Origin of the sequence: Arthrobacter sp. USHLN218, from assembly GCF_037144715.1 — a bacterium.
Taxonomy (GTDB): Bacteria; Actinomycetota; Actinomycetes; order Actinomycetales; family Micrococcaceae; genus Crystallibacter.
Genome location: NZ_JBBCYT010000003.1, coordinates 279,200 through 293,498, shown reverse-complemented (window position 1 = coordinate 293,498; position 14,299 = coordinate 279,200). Strand labels below are relative to the sequence as shown.

The following is a 14,299-nucleotide window of genomic DNA, read 5'->3' as shown; positions in this document are numbered from 1 at the left end:
GCTAAGGGGCGCCTTACTGGAGGGCGGGAAGAGAATAAGTCATGATTGTGTTGTGTATTCCATGACAAACCCTCCTTCTGCGCGCGCCCAGGCGGCGGAAACCGAGGAGCGCACGCGGGACAAGGTCCTGCACGCCGTTCTGGAGCACGGCCCGGTCAGCGCCGCTGAGCTGGGTGAGATCCTGGGCTTTACGCCCGCGGCGGTCCGCCGGCACCTGGACGCGCTCTCACGCGCCGGCCTGATCGAGATCAAGCTGGTGACCAACTCGGCCACCGGGGCCGGGCGTCCCGCCCGGCGCTACGTGCTCAGCCGGCAGGGCCAGTCGAAGCTCGGTGACGACTATCTGGTGATCGCCCGCGACGCCCTCAACGCGCTGTCCGAGGCGGCCGGCGAGGAAGCCGTAGCGGCCTTCGCCCGGCGGCGCTACGCTGACATGGAACAGCGCTACCGACCCGTCGTCGAGGCGGCAGGGCCGGAGATCGAGGCGAAGGCCGAGGCACTGGCCAAGGCCCTGAGCGAAGACGGCTTCGTTGGCTCGACCACCGTGGTTGGCCAGAAGTCCCCGCACAGCACGATGCTGGCGGTGCAGCTATGCCAGGGACACTGCCCGATCCAGCAGCTCGCGGCGGAATTCCCCGCGTTCTGCGACAGCGAAACCGAAGTTTTTGCCCGACTGCTCGGAGTGGATGTGCGCCGCCTGTCCACGCTCTCGAGCGGGGGCCACGTCTGTACGACCCACATTCCCGTGGGCCGAACAAGGTCTGCGGTTCGGGATTCCGAGCCGGCGCCAGGCACCAGAAGAGTATCCATCAATCTGCAGGAGAGGCCGTAATGACGGACCAAGTGGATCAGGGCGTGAAGGATGCCGTCGGCAACACCGATGTCTCCGACACCACCATTTCCGAGATCCTTGAGAAGAACCCCGAGCTGCATGGCATCGGGAACTACGCGTTCGGTTGGGCGGATAAGAACGATGCGGGCGCCAATGCCCGCCGCGGCCTGAACGAGGAAGTCGTCCGCGATATTTCGGCTAAGAAGAACGAGCCGGAATGGATGCTGGATCTTCGCCTCAAGGGGCTGAAGTACTTCGACCGCAAGCCCATGCCGACGTGGGGCGCGGACCTCTCCGGGATCGACTTCGACAACATCAAGTACTTCGTCCGCTCGACGGAGAAGCAGGCCGCAACGTGGGAGGACCTGCCGGAGGACATCCGGAACACCTACGAGAAGCTCGGCATCCCCGAAGCTGAACGGAGCCGCCTCGTTTCCGGCGTCGCCGCCCAGTACGAGTCGGAGGTCGTCTACCACCAGATCCGCGAGGACCTGGAAGCCCAGGGCGTCATCTTCCTGGACACCGACACCGCGCTGAAGGAACACCCGGAGATCTTCGAAGAGTACTTCGGCTCCGTGATTCCGGTGGGCGATAACAAGTTCGCCTCCCTGAATACCGCCGTGTGGTCCGGCGGTTCCTTCGTGTACGTCCCGAAGGGCGTCCACGTCGAGATCCCGCTGCAGGCCTACTTCCGCATCAACACGGAGAACATGGGCCAGTTCGAGCGCACGCTCATCATCGCGGACGAGGATTCCTACGTCCACTACATCGAAGGCTGCACCGCGCCGATCTACACGTCGGACTCGCTGCACTCCGCCGTCGTCGAAATCGTCGTGAAGAAGGGCGCCCGCGTCCGCTACACGACGATCCAGAACTGGTCGAACAACGTCTACAACCTGGTGACCAAGCGCGCCGTCGCCCATGAGGGCGCGACCATGGAGTGGGTCGACGGCAACATCGGCTCGAAGGTCACCATGAAGTACCCGGCCGTGTACCTGACCGGCGAGCACGCGAAGGGCGAGACGCTCTCCATCGCGTTCGCCGGCGCAGGCCAGCACCAGGACACCGGGTCCAAGATGGTCCACATCGCCCCGAACACCTCCAGCTCCATCGTCTCCAAGTCGGTGGCGCGCGGCGGCGGGCGGGCTGCTTACCGCGGCCTCGTCCAGGTCCGGGAGAGCGCGAAGAACTCCAAGAACAGCGTGGTCTGCGACGCCCTGCTGGTGGACACGATTTCGCGCTCGGACACCTACCCCTACATCGACGTCCGCCAGGACGACGTGACCATGGGGCACGAGGCGACGGTCTCCCGCGTCAGCGAAGAGCAGCTGTTCTACCTGATGTCCCGAGGCATGCCCGAGGACGAGGCCATGGCCATGATCGTGCGCGGGTTCGTCGAACCCATCGCCCGCGAGCTGCCGATGGAATACGCCCTCGAGCTCAACCGCCTGATCGAATTGCAGATGGAAGGATCCGTAGGTTAATGACTGAGACCACTGAGAAAGCACGCATCGGTGCTCCGGCCATCGACGGGTTCTCCGAGGAAGGCGAGGACCTCTCGCCGGTCAACGCCGGCCAGGGGCCGCTCGCCGGTGCCAGCACCAAGGGCCACAGCCACGGCGGCGGCGTCGGTGTTCCGGACAGCTCCCGCGCCGGACGCCGCACCTCCTACAAGCTGGCCGATTTCCCGCAGCTGACCGGGCGCGAGGAGGATTGGCGGTTCACCCCGCTGAAGCGCCTGCGCGGCCTGCACACCGAGGCGCTCACCGGAGCCGCCCCGACCGTGACCGTCACCGGTCCGGAAGGCGGCGCAGCCCCGTCCGCCGTGAAGGTGGAGACCGTGGACCGCAGCGATGCCCGCATCGGCAGCGCCGGCATTCCCGAGGACCGGGTGTCCGCGGCTGCCTGGGAGGCCTTCACCGAGGCCACCGTGCTGACGATTCCGGCCGAAACGGAACTGGAGACCGGCGTCGTCGTCGCGATTGACGGCACCGCGACCGAGGCTTCGGCCCAGCACCTGGTGATCGTCGCCGAGCCCTTCTCCAAGGCCGTCGTCGTCCTCGACCACAAGGGCACCACGACGGTGTCGCAGAACGTCGAGATCGACGTCCGCGACGGCGCCGAGCTCACCGTGGTCTCCGTCCAGGAATGGAACGACGACGCGGTGCACGCCTCGTCGCAGCAGGCCAGGATCGGCCGCGACGCGAAGTTCAAGCACGTGACCGTCAGCCTCGGCGGCGACCTGGTCCGCGTGACCCCGTCGGCGCGGTTCAGCCAGCCGGGCGGCGACGTCGAGCTCTTCGGCCTTTACTTCGCGGACGCCGGACAGCACCTGGAACAGCGGCTGTTCGTCGACCACGCGGTGCCGAACTGCAAGTCCCGCGTGCTGTACAAGGGCGCCCTGCAGGGCGAGGCCGCGCACACCGTCTGGGTGGGCGACGTCCTGATCCGCAAGGAGGCCGAGGGCACCGACAGCTACGAGGCCAACCGCAACCTGGTCCTGACGGACGGCGCACGCGCCGACTCCGTGCCGAACCTGGAGATCGAGACCGGCCTGATCGAGGGTGCCGGCCACGCCAGCACCACCGGACGGTTCGACGACGAGCACCTGTTCTACCTGATGGCCCGAGGTATCCCCGAGAATGAAGCCCGCCGCCTGGTGGTCCGCGGCTTCCTCAACGAGATCATCCAGCAGATCCGGGTTCCGGAGCTGGAGGAGCGGCTGACCGAGGCCCTCGAGCGGGAACTGGCGGCAGGGAACCTCTGATGGCGGAAACACCGCGGGGAAAGCTCGTCTGCAAGGCCTCCGACGTGCAGGTCAAGCAGGCGCTGCGCATTCTGATCGACGAGTATCCGGTGGCGGTCGTGCGTGATTCCGACGGCGAACTCCATGCGCTGGGGGACACGTGCTCGCACGAGGACTACTCGCTCTCGGAAGGCGACGTCGAGGACTGCACGATCGAATGCTGGGGCCACGGTTCCCAATTCGACCTGCGCAGCGGCCAGCCCCTGAGCCTGCCGGCCTACGACCCCGTTCCGGTGTTCGCGCTGACCGTCGACGGCGACGACGTGTACGTCGACGTCGCGACCGTCATCAACGGAGCCAGCGCTCCGGACCTGAACTAAGAATTTCAACAACTTCACGAAGAGGCGGCCGCCCGACACGGGCTGCCGCACAGGAGAAAGCAGAGAATATGTCGACTCTGGACATCAAGGACCTCCACGTCAGCATCGAGACGGAGCAGGGCAAGAAGGAAATCCTCAAGGGCGTTTCCCTCACCATCAACACCGGCGAGATCCACGCGATCATGGGCCCGAACGGCTCCGGCAAGTCCACGCTGGCTTCCACCATTGCGGGCCACCCGCGCTACACCGTGGACTCCGGCTCCATCACCCTGGACGGCGAGGACGTCCTTCAGATGAGCGTTGACGAGCGCGCCCGTGCCGGCCTCTTCCTCGCCATGCAGTACCCGGTCGAGGTCCCCGGCGTGACCATGACCAACTTCCTGCGCACCGCCAAGACCGCCCTGGACGGCGAGGCTCCGAAGCTGCGTACCTGGACCAAGGACGTCAAGGAAGCGATGAGCCAGCTGCGCATCGACGCGGACTTCGCCCAGCGCAATGTCAACGAAGGCTTCTCCGGCGGCGAGAAGAAGCGCGTCGAGATCCTGCAGCTCGAGCTCTTCAAGCCGAAGTTCGCCATCATGGACGAAACCGACTCCGGCCTGGACGTCGACGCGCTCAAGGTCGTCTCCGAAGGGCACAACCGGGTCCACGAGGCCGGCGGCCTGGGCACCCTGCTCATCACCCACTACACCCGGATCCTGCGCTACATCAAGCCGGATTTCGTGCACGTCTTCGTCGACGGCAAGATCGCCGAAGAGGGCGGCCCCGAGCTCGCGGACCGGCTGGAAGAGGAAGGCTACGACCGCTTCCTGCCCACCGCTGCAAAGGCCTGATCATGACCGAAACCAACGCTTCCCGCACCTCGCTGGAGGACGTCGAAGAGGCCCTGAAGGACGTCATCGACCCGGAACTCGGCGTCAATGTCGTTGACCTCGGGCTCCTGTACGGCCTCAAGTACGCCGAGGACGGCGCGCTGCTGATCGACATGACGCTCACCACCGCGGCGTGCCCGCTGACGGACGTCATCGAAGAGCAGACCGGCAAGGCCTTGGACGGCGTCGTCGACGAATGGCGCCTGAACTGGGTCTGGATGCCGCCGTGGGGTCCGGAGAAAATCACGGACGACGGCCGCGACCAGATGCGTGCCCTCGGTTTCAACATCTAGCTGCCCTGCGCAGCTGTGCGGTTGCCGGTCCCGGCCAGGGACCGGCAACCGCTGCTTTAACCGCCCTGCCGCCCGACGCCGTCGTAATTGGCGCTAGCATCGAGGCATGGCAGAACCAACCCTTGCCGGCCCGGCCGCCGGACGCTACAACGAGGAAACCGCGGCGCGGCTGTTCCACGGTGCGACGGCCCTGATGGCGGTCCTCGGGCTGGTCCTGCAGATCATGGCCACCGGAGAATCGCCGGCGGAGGTGGTGGCCCCCGCCCACACCTGGTGGAACTTCCTCGGCTCGGCCAGCCTCCACCTCAACGCGCTCGTCTTCATCGTGTCGCTCAGCCTCCTCATGGAGCCTGCACGCGTCGGGGGACGGGTCTGGCGCGCCGTCCGCGTGATCACGCTGGCCGGGACACTGCTGCTTCTCCTGCTCCAGTTCACGCCCTTCCGCGGCGTCCCGGCCTTTGCCGCCCTGAGCCCTACGGCGGTGTTCGCGGACCGGCTCCTGCACTACGCGGTCCCCATCATGGTCATTGTCGGCTGGCTGATCTTCGGGCCGCGGCCCCGGATCACGCCGCTGCGGGTCCTCTGGTCCCTGGTCTATCCCGCCGCTTGGCTCCTCGGCGTGCTGATCCGCGGCGCAGCCACGGCCTGGTACCCCTATCCACTGCTCGACGTCGGCCTGTCAGGCATCGGTCCGGTCCTGGTCAACAGCGTGCTGGTCCTGCTGCTCTGGCTTGGGGCGGGCTTCGTCTTCCTGGCGCTCGACCTGGCCATGGGCCGCGAGCCGGACGGCTACCTGCCGGGTTTCGGCGATGAGGCGCGGGCCGAGGTGGAGGACCGGAACCTCTAGGGCCGGTCCAGGTTGGCGGCGTTGAAGGTGTCGCAGGCGCCCGGATCCCGGCTCTCGTAGCCCTGCGTGAACCATGCCTGGCGCTGCTCGCTTGAGCCGTGGGTCCACGTGTGCGGGTTGACCTGGCCGCTGCTGGCCGCCTGGATCCGGTCATCGCCGACGGCGGAGGCCGCGGAGAGCGCGTCGCTTAGGTCCTGGCTGGTCAGCGGCTGCATGAACGGCTTGCCCGTGGCCGGATCCACCTGCTCGGTGGCGTTGCCCGCCCAGACTCCGGCATAGCAGTCGGCCTGCAGCTCCACGCGGACTGCCCCGGAGCCCTGGCCCTGCGGGTCCTGCTGGGAGTAGTCCAGGACCCCGGTCAGGTTCTGGATGTGGTGCCCGAATTCGTGGGCCACGACGTATTCCTCGGCCAGCGGGCCCTCGGCGGCGCCGAGCTGGTCGGTGAGCTGGTCGAAGAAGCCCACATCGAAGTACGCCGTGGAATCCCGCGGGCAGTAGAACGGTCCGACGGCGCTGGTGGCGCTGCCGCAGCCGGTGCTGACCTGGCCGTCGAACAGCACGGCAGCGGGAACCGGGTACTGCAGGTTGTAGCGGGGGAGCGCCTCGCCCCAGTAGCGGTTGAGGCTGTTGACCGTGGCGACAACCCGGCAATCGCGCCGCGCATTCGCGTCCGCCCCGGTCTCGCATTCCTGCCGGAGCTCCTGGCCGTCGGCGGCCACCTGCTCCGACGTCGGCGCGGCGCCGGTGAGGCTCTGCAGCAGCTCGGGCGGAACACCGAGCAGGCTGGCGATCAGCAGGATGAGCCCGCCGCCGCCGATGGCGATCTTCCCGCCCATCCCGCCGCGCCGGTCCGAAACCTGCGACGTGTCAAGCCGCGAGCCCTGATTGAAACTCATGCGCTAACAATAGCGCCCGGTCCCGCGGGGCGGGTCAGTCCGTGGTCTTTTCGCCGAGCCCGCGCGCGGCCAGGGCGTCCCCGGTCTGGCGGGCGTAGGCCACGGCGCCGATCAGGACCGGCTGCACGATGGCCCGCGGCGACGTCCCGAGGCCCCGGGCGCGGGCGGCGTCCCGGACATCATGCAGGGAGCCGAGCAGGAACGGGATGCTGCGCAGCATCAAACCGATGGTCAGCGCGAAGCGCTCCGGGTCCGCGCCGAACCGCCGCAGGGGCGTGACCGCCGCGACGAGGCCGTCCAGCAGCCGCTGGACCTCCGTGGTGGACGTCAGCAGGTTGGCGGCGTAGATGCACGCGACCAGACCGGCGGCGACGCCCAGCGCCGCGGGGAGCGAGTCCACCCACCAGCGGTAGCCGAGCACCACCAGCAGGAACAGCCACATGCTGCGCAGCGGCGCCACCAGCCGGCGGGCAGGCAGGCCGGCGGCCAGGTGGACAATAACGACGGCGGCAAGCACGACGGCGCGCGGCGCCGGTTCGCGGAGGGCCAGCACGGCCACCCCCGTGGCCACGAGGAGCCCGAACTTCAGCGCGAGCGGTGCCCGGTGCAGCCAGCTGCTGCCGGGTACGTAAGCGCTGATCAAATGGGCGTGGCCGCGCACTCAGCCGCTCCCCGCGACGTGGGCACTCAGCTCACGGTAGAAGGAGACGGCGGCCGCGGGCTCGCCGTCGTACACGATCCGTCCTCCGTCCACCACCAGGGTCCGGACACTGTCCTGCGCCAGTTCCAGGTCGTGCGTTGCAGTGACCAGCTGCTGCGGCAGCGCGGCGAGCCGGCGGCGCAGCAGCATCGTGTTGCGCAGGTCCAGCAGGGTGGAAGGCTCGTCCAGCACGAGTACGGCGGGATCGACCGCCAGCACGCTGGCCAGCGCCGCAAGCTGGCGTTCTCCGCCGGAGAGCTGGTAGATGCTCTGGTCCGCCAGGTGCGCGAGCCCGAAGTCCTGCAGCAGCGACAGCGCGGCAGCGCGGCGCTCCGTCCGCTTGCGGTACTTCCGGCGCAGGGACAGCTCGGCGTCCTCCAGCGGGGTCGGCATGACCAGCTGGGACAGCGGGTCCGTGAAAACGAAGGCAACCCGGCGCCGGACGGCGGCCGCGGCCGAGGCGGTGCCGAGGCCGTCGACGTCAACGGCACCCTCGTCCGGGACCACGAGGCCGTTGATGAGCTTCAGCAGGGTCGACTTCCCGGAGCCGTTGGCCCCGATCACGCTGATCCGGTCCTCCGGCAGCTCCAGTTCGGGCACGCTCAGGATGGGCGCGGCCGGCGTCTCGCCCGCCCCGTCGCCCAGCACCCGCACGTTCCGGAACCGGATCATGCTCAACGCTTCCGGCGCAGCAGGTCGGGGAAGGCCTTGTGCAGGCTGAGGGCGATCGCGGCCGCCACGGCGTTCTTGGCGAGGTCGCCGGGGATGAAGGGAAGGTCGGCTACCAGCGCCGCGGGCAGCGCCAGTTGGCCGTTGAGCATCATGCCGGCCACGCCCATGGCATGGGTCAACAGCGTGCCGGCGGTTGCGGCCAGGAAGAGCAGCACCGTGGTCACGGTGCCAACCTTGGAGCTGCGGCGGAGGATGCTGCCGGCGAGGAAACCGATCAGGGCCGCGGTGAAGGGGAAGGACAGCAGATAGCCGGCCGAGCCCGCGGCCAGCACGCCGAGTCCGCCCTGGAAGCCGGCGAAGATGGGCAGCCCGACCAGGCCGAGCAGGACGTACAAGCCGACGGCTGCCGCGGCGCGGGAGCCGCCCAGGACCAGGCCGGCCATGGCCACAATCATGGTCTGCAGGGTGATCGGCACGCCGACGACGTTGCCGGCCGGGATCGGCGGGACGGCCACGGAGGCGGCCGTGAGGGCGGCGAAAACGGCGATCAGCGCGAGGTCGGTGCCGTTCCAGGAGCGGCGCCCCTTACCGACGGCGGGCGGTGCGGGGATGGACACCGGATCCGGCTCCGCCGTTCCGGGCCGTGCCGGTCCTGACTCTGCCGAAGGGGAGTGCCGGATGTCTTCCGAAGCGGGCATGGTGGGATTCCTTCTGTCGATCCGGCACAAACGGCCGGTGATTCACACAGACAATAGCCCCTGCGGGCCTGCGTGGTCTTGTAGGTTTCCGACTAAGACCAGGTGGCCCGTAGAATGGATGGGGCCCATTCCGGCCCCCATCCCCATCGAGAGGTCCCATCTGTGATTACCGTCAGCGAACTTGAGCTGCGAGCCGGAGCGCGTTTGCTCATGGAGGCGGTGTCCTTCCGTGTGGACAAGGGGGACAAGATCGGGCTGGTCGGCCGCAATGGTGCCGGCAAGACCACCCTGACCAGGGTGCTGGCGGGTGAGGGCATTCCGGCCGCCGGCCAGGTGATCCGCAACGGTGAGGTCGGCTACCTGCCGCAGGATCCGCGCACGCCCAACATGGACCAGCTGGCCAGGGACCGGATCCTGTCCGCCCGCGGACTCGACGTCATCGTCGGGAAGCTGCGGAAGGCGCAGCAGGAAATGGCCAGCGAGGATCCGGCAGTGCACGCCAAGGCCATGCGCCGGTACGACCGGCTGGAGGCGGAGTTCCTGGCCGGCGGCGGTTATGCCGCCGAGGCCGAGGCCGCCGCGATCTCCTCCAATCTCCAGTTGCCCGAGCGCATCCTCAACCAGCCGCTCAAGACCCTCTCCGGCGGCCAGCGGCGGCGCGTCGAACTGGCCCGGATCCTCTACTCCGGAGCCGACACCATGCTGCTGGACGAGCCGACGAACCACCTGGACGCCGATTCGATCAGCTGGCTGCGCGAGTTCCTGAAGAACCACCAGGGTGGGCTGATCGTGATCAGCCACGACACCGGCCTGCTGGAGGCGACCGTCAACAAGGTCTTCCACCTGGACGCGAACCGCGCCGCCGTCGACATCTACAACATGAACTGGAAGCGCTACCTGCAGCAGCGCGAAACCGACGAGCGCGCCCGCAAACGCGAACGTGCCAACGCCGAGAAGAAGGCGCAGGTCCTGCTGGACCAGGCCAACAAAATGCGTGCCAAGGCCACCAAGGCCGTCGCGGCCCAGAACATGGCCAAGCGCGCCGAACGGCTGCTCGACGGGCTGGATGCCGTGCGGGCCCAGGACAAGGTCGCGGCCCTGCGCTTCCCGGACCCCGCCCCTTGCGGCAAGACCCCGATGACGGCCGAAGGGCTCAGCAAGTCCTACGGTTCGCTGGAGATCTTCACCGACGTGGACCTCGCGATCGACCGCGGTTCCAAGGTAGTGATCCTCGGACTCAACGGCGCCGGCAAGACCACCTTGCTGCGGATGCTGGCCGGCGTCGACACACCGGACACCGGCGAAGTCGTCCCGGGCCACGGGCTTAAGATCGGCTACTACGCCCAGGAGCACGACACGCTGGACACCGAACGCACCGTGCTGGAGAACATGCGGACCGCGGCGCCGGACCTGCAGGACACGCAGGTCCGGAACATCCTTGGTTCCTTCCTGTTCTCCGGGGACGACGTGAGCAAGCCGGCCGGCGTGCTCTCCGGCGGCGAGAAGACCCGGCTGGCGCTGGCCACCATCGTTGCCTCGTCGGCCAACGTGCTGCTGCTCGATGAGCCCACGAACAACCTGGACCCGGCCAGCCGCGCCGAAATCCTCGGCGCGCTGCGGAACTATACCGGCGCCGTCGTTATGGTCAGCCACGACGAGGGCGCCGTCGAGGCGCTGAATCCGGAGCGCGTGGTCCTGCTGCCCGACGGCGTCGAAGACCTTTGGAACGAGGACTACCTGGACCTGGTCACCCTGGCCTGATTCCGGGAGCGGCCTCGAACCGCAATTGCACGGCACTTAGCGGTCGCAGCTTCCCCAGCCTTCGCAAGCTCAGGCCGGGTCCCTCGCTGCTCCCTTGCCCTCGTTCCTCGGTCGGCGATGCGCGCCTGAGCAATTCCGTTTCAGGCCGTGCAGTAGCTAGTCGTCTCGGCTGAGCAGCGAGCCGTCCGTGCGGAAGCCCTGGGCATCGAGCAGCGCGTCCTCTTCCTCCTCCGCGGTGGGGCGGTTCCGCCGCCGTTTGGGGGCCGCCGTCCGCCGCGCGGGATTGGCCTCGTGGAAGCCCAGGGCTTCGTCCTCGGCCTGCAGTTCGTCCATCCGCGCCTGCTGCCGCGCCGCGTAGCCGTAGCCCACGAAGAACAGCAGCCCGAAGGCGTACCACTGCATCGAATAGGAGAGGTGCGGCCCCTCGTCGATCGCCGGCTTCGGGATCGCGACGGGCTGCGTTGCCGGCGCCGGATCCTCGGTGGCCATCATGCCGTAGGCGCCGGTGTAGACCGGGTAGTCCAGTTCCGCCGCGTAGTCCTCCAGCCGGATGGAAGCCAGCTGGCCCTCCGGCGCTCCGCGGTTGACAGCCGCCTCGCCTGGCTTCATGCGCACGACGACGGTCACGTCCCCTTCGGGGGCCGCCGGCACGTCGTCCGGACGGCCGGCCTGGTTGTTGCCAATGGGCAGCCAGCCGCGGTCGACGATCACGGCTGGTCCCGATTCCGGCTTGAACGGCACGAGGACTTCGTAGCCCGGCCGTCCGTTCAAAGGGCGGTTGCGGACGATCCGCTGCCCGGCAATGTCGTACTCGCCGCGCAGCGTGACCGGCGTCCACTCATCGGCCTCTGCCGCCGTTGCGAAGATCTGCGGCGCCGCGGAGAACTCGACGGGCGCGCGGTCGTAGTTGGATTCAATGGCGGAAATGACGTCGCGGGCCTGTTCGCGGCGGTCCATCTGCCAGTTGCCCAGCAGCACGCAGACGGCCGCGAGCAGGACCACGAGGAGGAACCAGCCGACCCACTTGCCGGTGAACAGGAAGCGGTAGGAACTCACAGCACCTCCGCCGTTCCCGGGTTGCCCCCGGCAGGGGTCTCGAATGCCTTCGTCTCGCGCCAGAGCCCGCGCTGTTCCAGGTACTCCTGGAGCCATTCCCGGTGCTCATCGCAGGCCAGCCAGGCCTTCCGGCGCTCCGGCGTGTGGATCTTCGGGTTGTTCCAGAGCAACTCCCAGGTTGCCGACGCACGGCAGCCCTTGCGCGAGCAGACCGGGGCAACAGCGATAGGCTGTCCGTTCCCGGACAGTTGGTCGAATAAGTTCACGCTGCGTCTCCGTCTTTCCTGTGTTGATCCATCAGTCCCTCATTGCCCGACGCGTCATCAAACCCGGGCCGGCCCGGCGCGCCCCTGCTGCCTGCAGCGCCGCCGCCGCTGCCCGAGTCGTCGTCGATCACCTCGCCTGCGAGCACCTCGGTCTCTTCCTCCTGCGGGCCCGTGCCGGCCTCAAGTTCGGCGACCGGGGCCCGGTCGAGGAGCGAGTCGCTGTGCTGCAGATTGCTCTGGTCACTGCCGCTGTTCGCGATGACCACGGCGATCCATGGCAGGAAGACGGCGCCCGCGATGAACGTCCAGCGCAGCCAGCCGTCCACGAAAAAGAAGAGCAGGAGGCAGGCGAGGCGGATGCTCATGGCGATGGTGTACTTGACCATCCGGCGCCGCATCTCGTCGGTATGGCCCTCCTGCGCGTCCGTAATGCTCTGGACGGCCTGATCATCGTTTGACTGCTTACTCATCACGCTCCAAAGAACCTCCTTCAATTCTCCCACGGCACCCGCCGAGGAACGAACTTCTCCGAGCCTGCGGATCCTGCGGCCGGGCTAGGATGCTCTAGGACAAATCAGCGTTTTCAACGGAGGTTAGTGTGAGCAACGAAGAGCAGGCGGGGCGCAGCGTCCTGGTGACCGGCGGAAACCGCGGCATCGGGCTCGCTATCGCGCGCGCATTCCAGGCGAACGGCGACAAGGTGGCCATCACCTACCGCAGCGGCGACGTGCCCGAGGGGCTGCTGGGCGTCAAGGCGGACGTGACTGATGCCTCCTCGATCGACGCCGCCTTCACCGAAGTCGAGGCGGCCCACGGCCCGGTCGAGGTGCTGGTTGCCAACGCCGGCATCACCCGCGACACTCTCCTGCTGCGGATGAGCGAAGACGATTTCACCGACGTCATCGACACCAATCTGAGCGGCGCTTTCCGGGTGGTCAAGCGCGCGTCCAAGGGCATGATCCGGCTGCGCAAAGGCCGTGTTGTGCTGATTTCCTCCGTCGTGGGACTCTACGGATCACCGGGGCAGATCAACTACGCCGCTTCCAAGTCGGGCCTTGTCGGGATCGCCCGCTCGCTGACCCGCGAACTCGGTTCCCGCGGAATCACCGCCAACGTCGTCGCCCCTGGTTTCATCAATACCGACATGACGGCGGCGCTCCCCGAGGACACCCAGAAGAGCTACCTCTCCAGCATCCCGGCGGGGCGCTTCGCCGAGCCCGAGGAAGTGGCCAACGTCGTGCGCTGGATCGCCAGCGACGAGGCCGGCTACATCTCCGGCGCGGTCATTCCGGTCGACGGCGGACTGGGAATGGGCCACTGACCGCATAACCGGTATTTGTCGCATTCGGACAAAGCTTGAGGCTCCGCAGGCTGGCAGTATGGTCTGCGAGCCATTTTCATTAGGTGATTTCTACAAACGTCCTGACGACTAGGAGCAAGAATGGGTGCCTTGGACGGCAAAGCAGCAATTGTGACAGGATCCTCGCGCGGGGTTGGGGCCGCCGTGGCCGGACTGCTGGCGGCTGAGGGGGCCGGCGTCGTCGTCAACTACAGGCAGAAGGCACCCCGCGCCAATAAGGTTGTGGCCGGGATCGAAGCCGCCGGCGGCAGGGCCGTCGCAGTGGGCGCCGACCTGACCTCGCCCGAAGGGGCACAGGCCCTGGTCGACGCGGCCACCGGGAACTTCGGCGGGCTGGACCTGCTGGTCCTGAATGCCTCCGGCGGCATGGAATCCGGCCTCGGCGAGGACTACGCCATGCGGCTCAACCGCGATGCCCAGGTCAACATGCTCAAGGCCGCGGCGGCTGTCCTCCCCGCCGGGTCCCGCGTCGTGTTCGTCACCAGCCACCAGGCCCATTTCATTAACACGGTGCCCACCATGCCCGAGTACGAACCGGTCGCCCGGAGCAAGCGTGCCGGCGAGGATGCACTGCGGGCCCAGCTGCCGGCGCTCGAAGAGAAGGGCATCAGCCTGGTAGTGGTCTCGGGAGACATGATCGAGGGAACGGTGACGGCGACGCTGCTGGACCGTGCTGCCCCCGGCGCCATCGAAGCCCGGCGCGAGGCGGCAGGCAAGCTCTACTCGGTCGAGGAATTCGCAGCGGAGATCGCGAAGATGGCCACCGCGGACGTTCCCTCCGGCCACACCGAACTGGTGGGCGGAGCCGAATGGTTCCAGCGGGCCCAGGCCTGATTTCCGCTCTGGCGGACCCTTCCCGGTGGCCGCCGCCCGTGCATGAGCACAGGCGGCGGCCACCGTCGTCTGCACGACCCTGCCAC

The 14,299-nt window shown here is 67.8% G+C and carries 17 protein-coding genes; 10 read left to right on the top strand and 7 right to left on the bottom strand.

Annotated elements, in window-relative coordinates; all coding sequences use genetic code 11:
* The first annotated feature begins 52 nt into the window (after positions 1 to 52).
* From WFH44_RS08655 to WFH44_RS08625, 7 genes are all read left to right on the top strand, one after another.
* A complete protein-coding gene (locus WFH44_RS08655; protein WP_336713335.1) occupies positions 53 to 832 on the top strand; it encodes a helix-turn-helix transcriptional regulator in 780 nt (259 codons plus the stop codon).
* Positions 832 to 2,316: a Fe-S cluster assembly protein SufB gene (gene sufB, locus WFH44_RS08650; protein WP_336713333.1), complete on the top strand. Its 1,485-nt coding sequence runs from the start codon at positions 832 to 834 to the stop codon at positions 2,314 to 2,316. The genes WFH44_RS08655 and sufB overlap by 1 nt, the downstream gene beginning before the upstream one ends.
* Positions 2,316 to 3,599 carry a Fe-S cluster assembly protein SufD gene (sufD, locus tag WFH44_RS08645; RefSeq protein ID WP_336713331.1) on the top strand — a complete coding sequence of 428 codons (1,284 nt, stop codon included), beginning with the start codon at positions 2,316 to 2,318 and terminating at the stop codon, positions 3,597 to 3,599. Before sufB ends, sufD begins: the two co-directional genes overlap by 1 nt.
* Complete coding sequence (locus WFH44_RS08640; protein ID WP_336713329.1) at positions 3,599 to 3,958, top strand: non-heme iron oxygenase ferredoxin subunit; 360 nt, start codon at positions 3,599 to 3,601, stop codon at positions 3,956 to 3,958. The genes sufD and WFH44_RS08640 overlap by 1 nt, the downstream gene beginning before the upstream one ends.
* A 68-nt stretch (positions 3,959 to 4,026) precedes the next feature.
* Entirely contained in the window at positions 4,027 to 4,791 is a 765-nt protein-coding gene (sufC, locus tag WFH44_RS08635; RefSeq protein WP_336713327.1) for a Fe-S cluster assembly ATPase SufC, read from the top strand.
* 2 nt (positions 4,792 to 4,793) lie between these two features.
* Positions 4,794 to 5,123, top strand: a complete 330-nt coding sequence (locus WFH44_RS08630; RefSeq protein WP_262104433.1) for a metal-sulfur cluster assembly factor — start codon at positions 4,794 to 4,796, stop codon at positions 5,121 to 5,123.
* A 106-nt stretch (positions 5,124 to 5,229) separates the two neighbouring features.
* Positions 5,230 to 5,970, top strand: a complete 741-nt coding sequence (locus WFH44_RS08625) for a Pr6Pr family membrane protein (protein ID WP_336713326.1) — start codon at positions 5,230 to 5,232, stop codon at positions 5,968 to 5,970.
* Here WFH44_RS08625 and ypfJ read toward each other — a convergent pair.
* From ypfJ to WFH44_RS08605, 4 genes are read right to left on the bottom strand one after another with little or no spacing between them, the layout of a single operon-like run.
* Positions 5,967 to 6,866, bottom strand: a complete 900-nt coding sequence (gene ypfJ, locus WFH44_RS08620) for a KPN_02809 family neutral zinc metallopeptidase (RefSeq protein WP_336713324.1) — start codon at positions 6,864 to 6,866, stop codon at positions 5,967 to 5,969. The genes WFH44_RS08625 and ypfJ overlap by 4 nt on opposite strands.
* Before the next feature lie 34 nt (positions 6,867 to 6,900).
* On the bottom strand, positions 6,901 to 7,527 hold the full coding sequence (locus tag WFH44_RS08615; RefSeq protein WP_336713322.1) for an energy-coupling factor transporter transmembrane component T family protein: 627 nt from the start codon (positions 7,525 to 7,527) through the stop codon (positions 6,901 to 6,903).
* The gene (locus tag WFH44_RS08610; RefSeq protein ID WP_336713320.1) at positions 7,528 to 8,238 is read right to left on the bottom strand and encodes an energy-coupling factor ABC transporter ATP-binding protein; all 711 of its coding nucleotides are present in this window, start codon (positions 8,236 to 8,238) and stop codon (positions 7,528 to 7,530) included.
* Positions 8,239 to 8,240: 2 nt separating this feature from the next.
* Positions 8,241 to 8,936, bottom strand: coding sequence for a biotin transporter BioY (locus tag WFH44_RS08605; protein ID WP_336713318.1), 696 nt, complete (start codon positions 8,934 to 8,936; stop codon positions 8,241 to 8,243).
* 162 nt (positions 8,937 to 9,098) lie between these two features.
* Between WFH44_RS08605 and WFH44_RS08600 the strand changes: the two genes are divergently transcribed.
* A complete protein-coding gene (locus tag WFH44_RS08600; protein ID WP_336713316.1) occupies positions 9,099 to 10,697 on the top strand; it encodes an ABC-F family ATP-binding cassette domain-containing protein in 1,599 nt (532 codons plus the stop codon).
* Positions 10,698 to 10,853: 156 nt separating this feature from the next.
* Here the strand turns inward: WFH44_RS08600 and WFH44_RS08595 are convergent, their stop codons facing one another.
* The 3 genes from WFH44_RS08595 to WFH44_RS08585 are packed head-to-tail and all read right to left on the bottom strand — an operon-like array spanning position 10,854 to position 12,489.
* Complete coding sequence (locus WFH44_RS08595) at positions 10,854 to 11,753, bottom strand: SURF1 family cytochrome oxidase biogenesis protein (protein ID WP_336713315.1); 900 nt, start codon at positions 11,751 to 11,753, stop codon at positions 10,854 to 10,856.
* Positions 11,750 to 12,019 (bottom strand): hypothetical protein, encoded by a 270-nt coding sequence (locus WFH44_RS08590; RefSeq protein ID WP_336713313.1) that lies wholly within the window; start codon positions 12,017 to 12,019, stop codon positions 11,750 to 11,752. Before WFH44_RS08590 ends, WFH44_RS08595 begins: the two co-directional genes overlap by 4 nt.
* Positions 12,016 to 12,489, bottom strand: coding sequence for a DUF3099 domain-containing protein (locus tag WFH44_RS08585; protein WP_336713312.1), 474 nt, complete (start codon positions 12,487 to 12,489; stop codon positions 12,016 to 12,018). The genes WFH44_RS08590 and WFH44_RS08585 overlap by 4 nt, the downstream gene beginning before the upstream one ends.
* 128 nt (positions 12,490 to 12,617) lie before the next feature.
* Between WFH44_RS08585 and WFH44_RS08580 the strand changes: the two genes are divergently transcribed.
* Positions 12,618 to 13,340, top strand: coding sequence for a beta-ketoacyl-ACP reductase (locus tag WFH44_RS08580; RefSeq protein WP_336713311.1), 723 nt, complete (start codon positions 12,618 to 12,620; stop codon positions 13,338 to 13,340).
* Between the two features lie 120 nt (positions 13,341 to 13,460).
* On the top strand, positions 13,461 to 14,213 hold the full coding sequence (locus WFH44_RS08575) for an SDR family oxidoreductase (RefSeq protein ID WP_336713310.1): 753 nt from the start codon (positions 13,461 to 13,463) through the stop codon (positions 14,211 to 14,213).
* Positions 14,214 to 14,299: the final 86 nt, after the last annotated feature.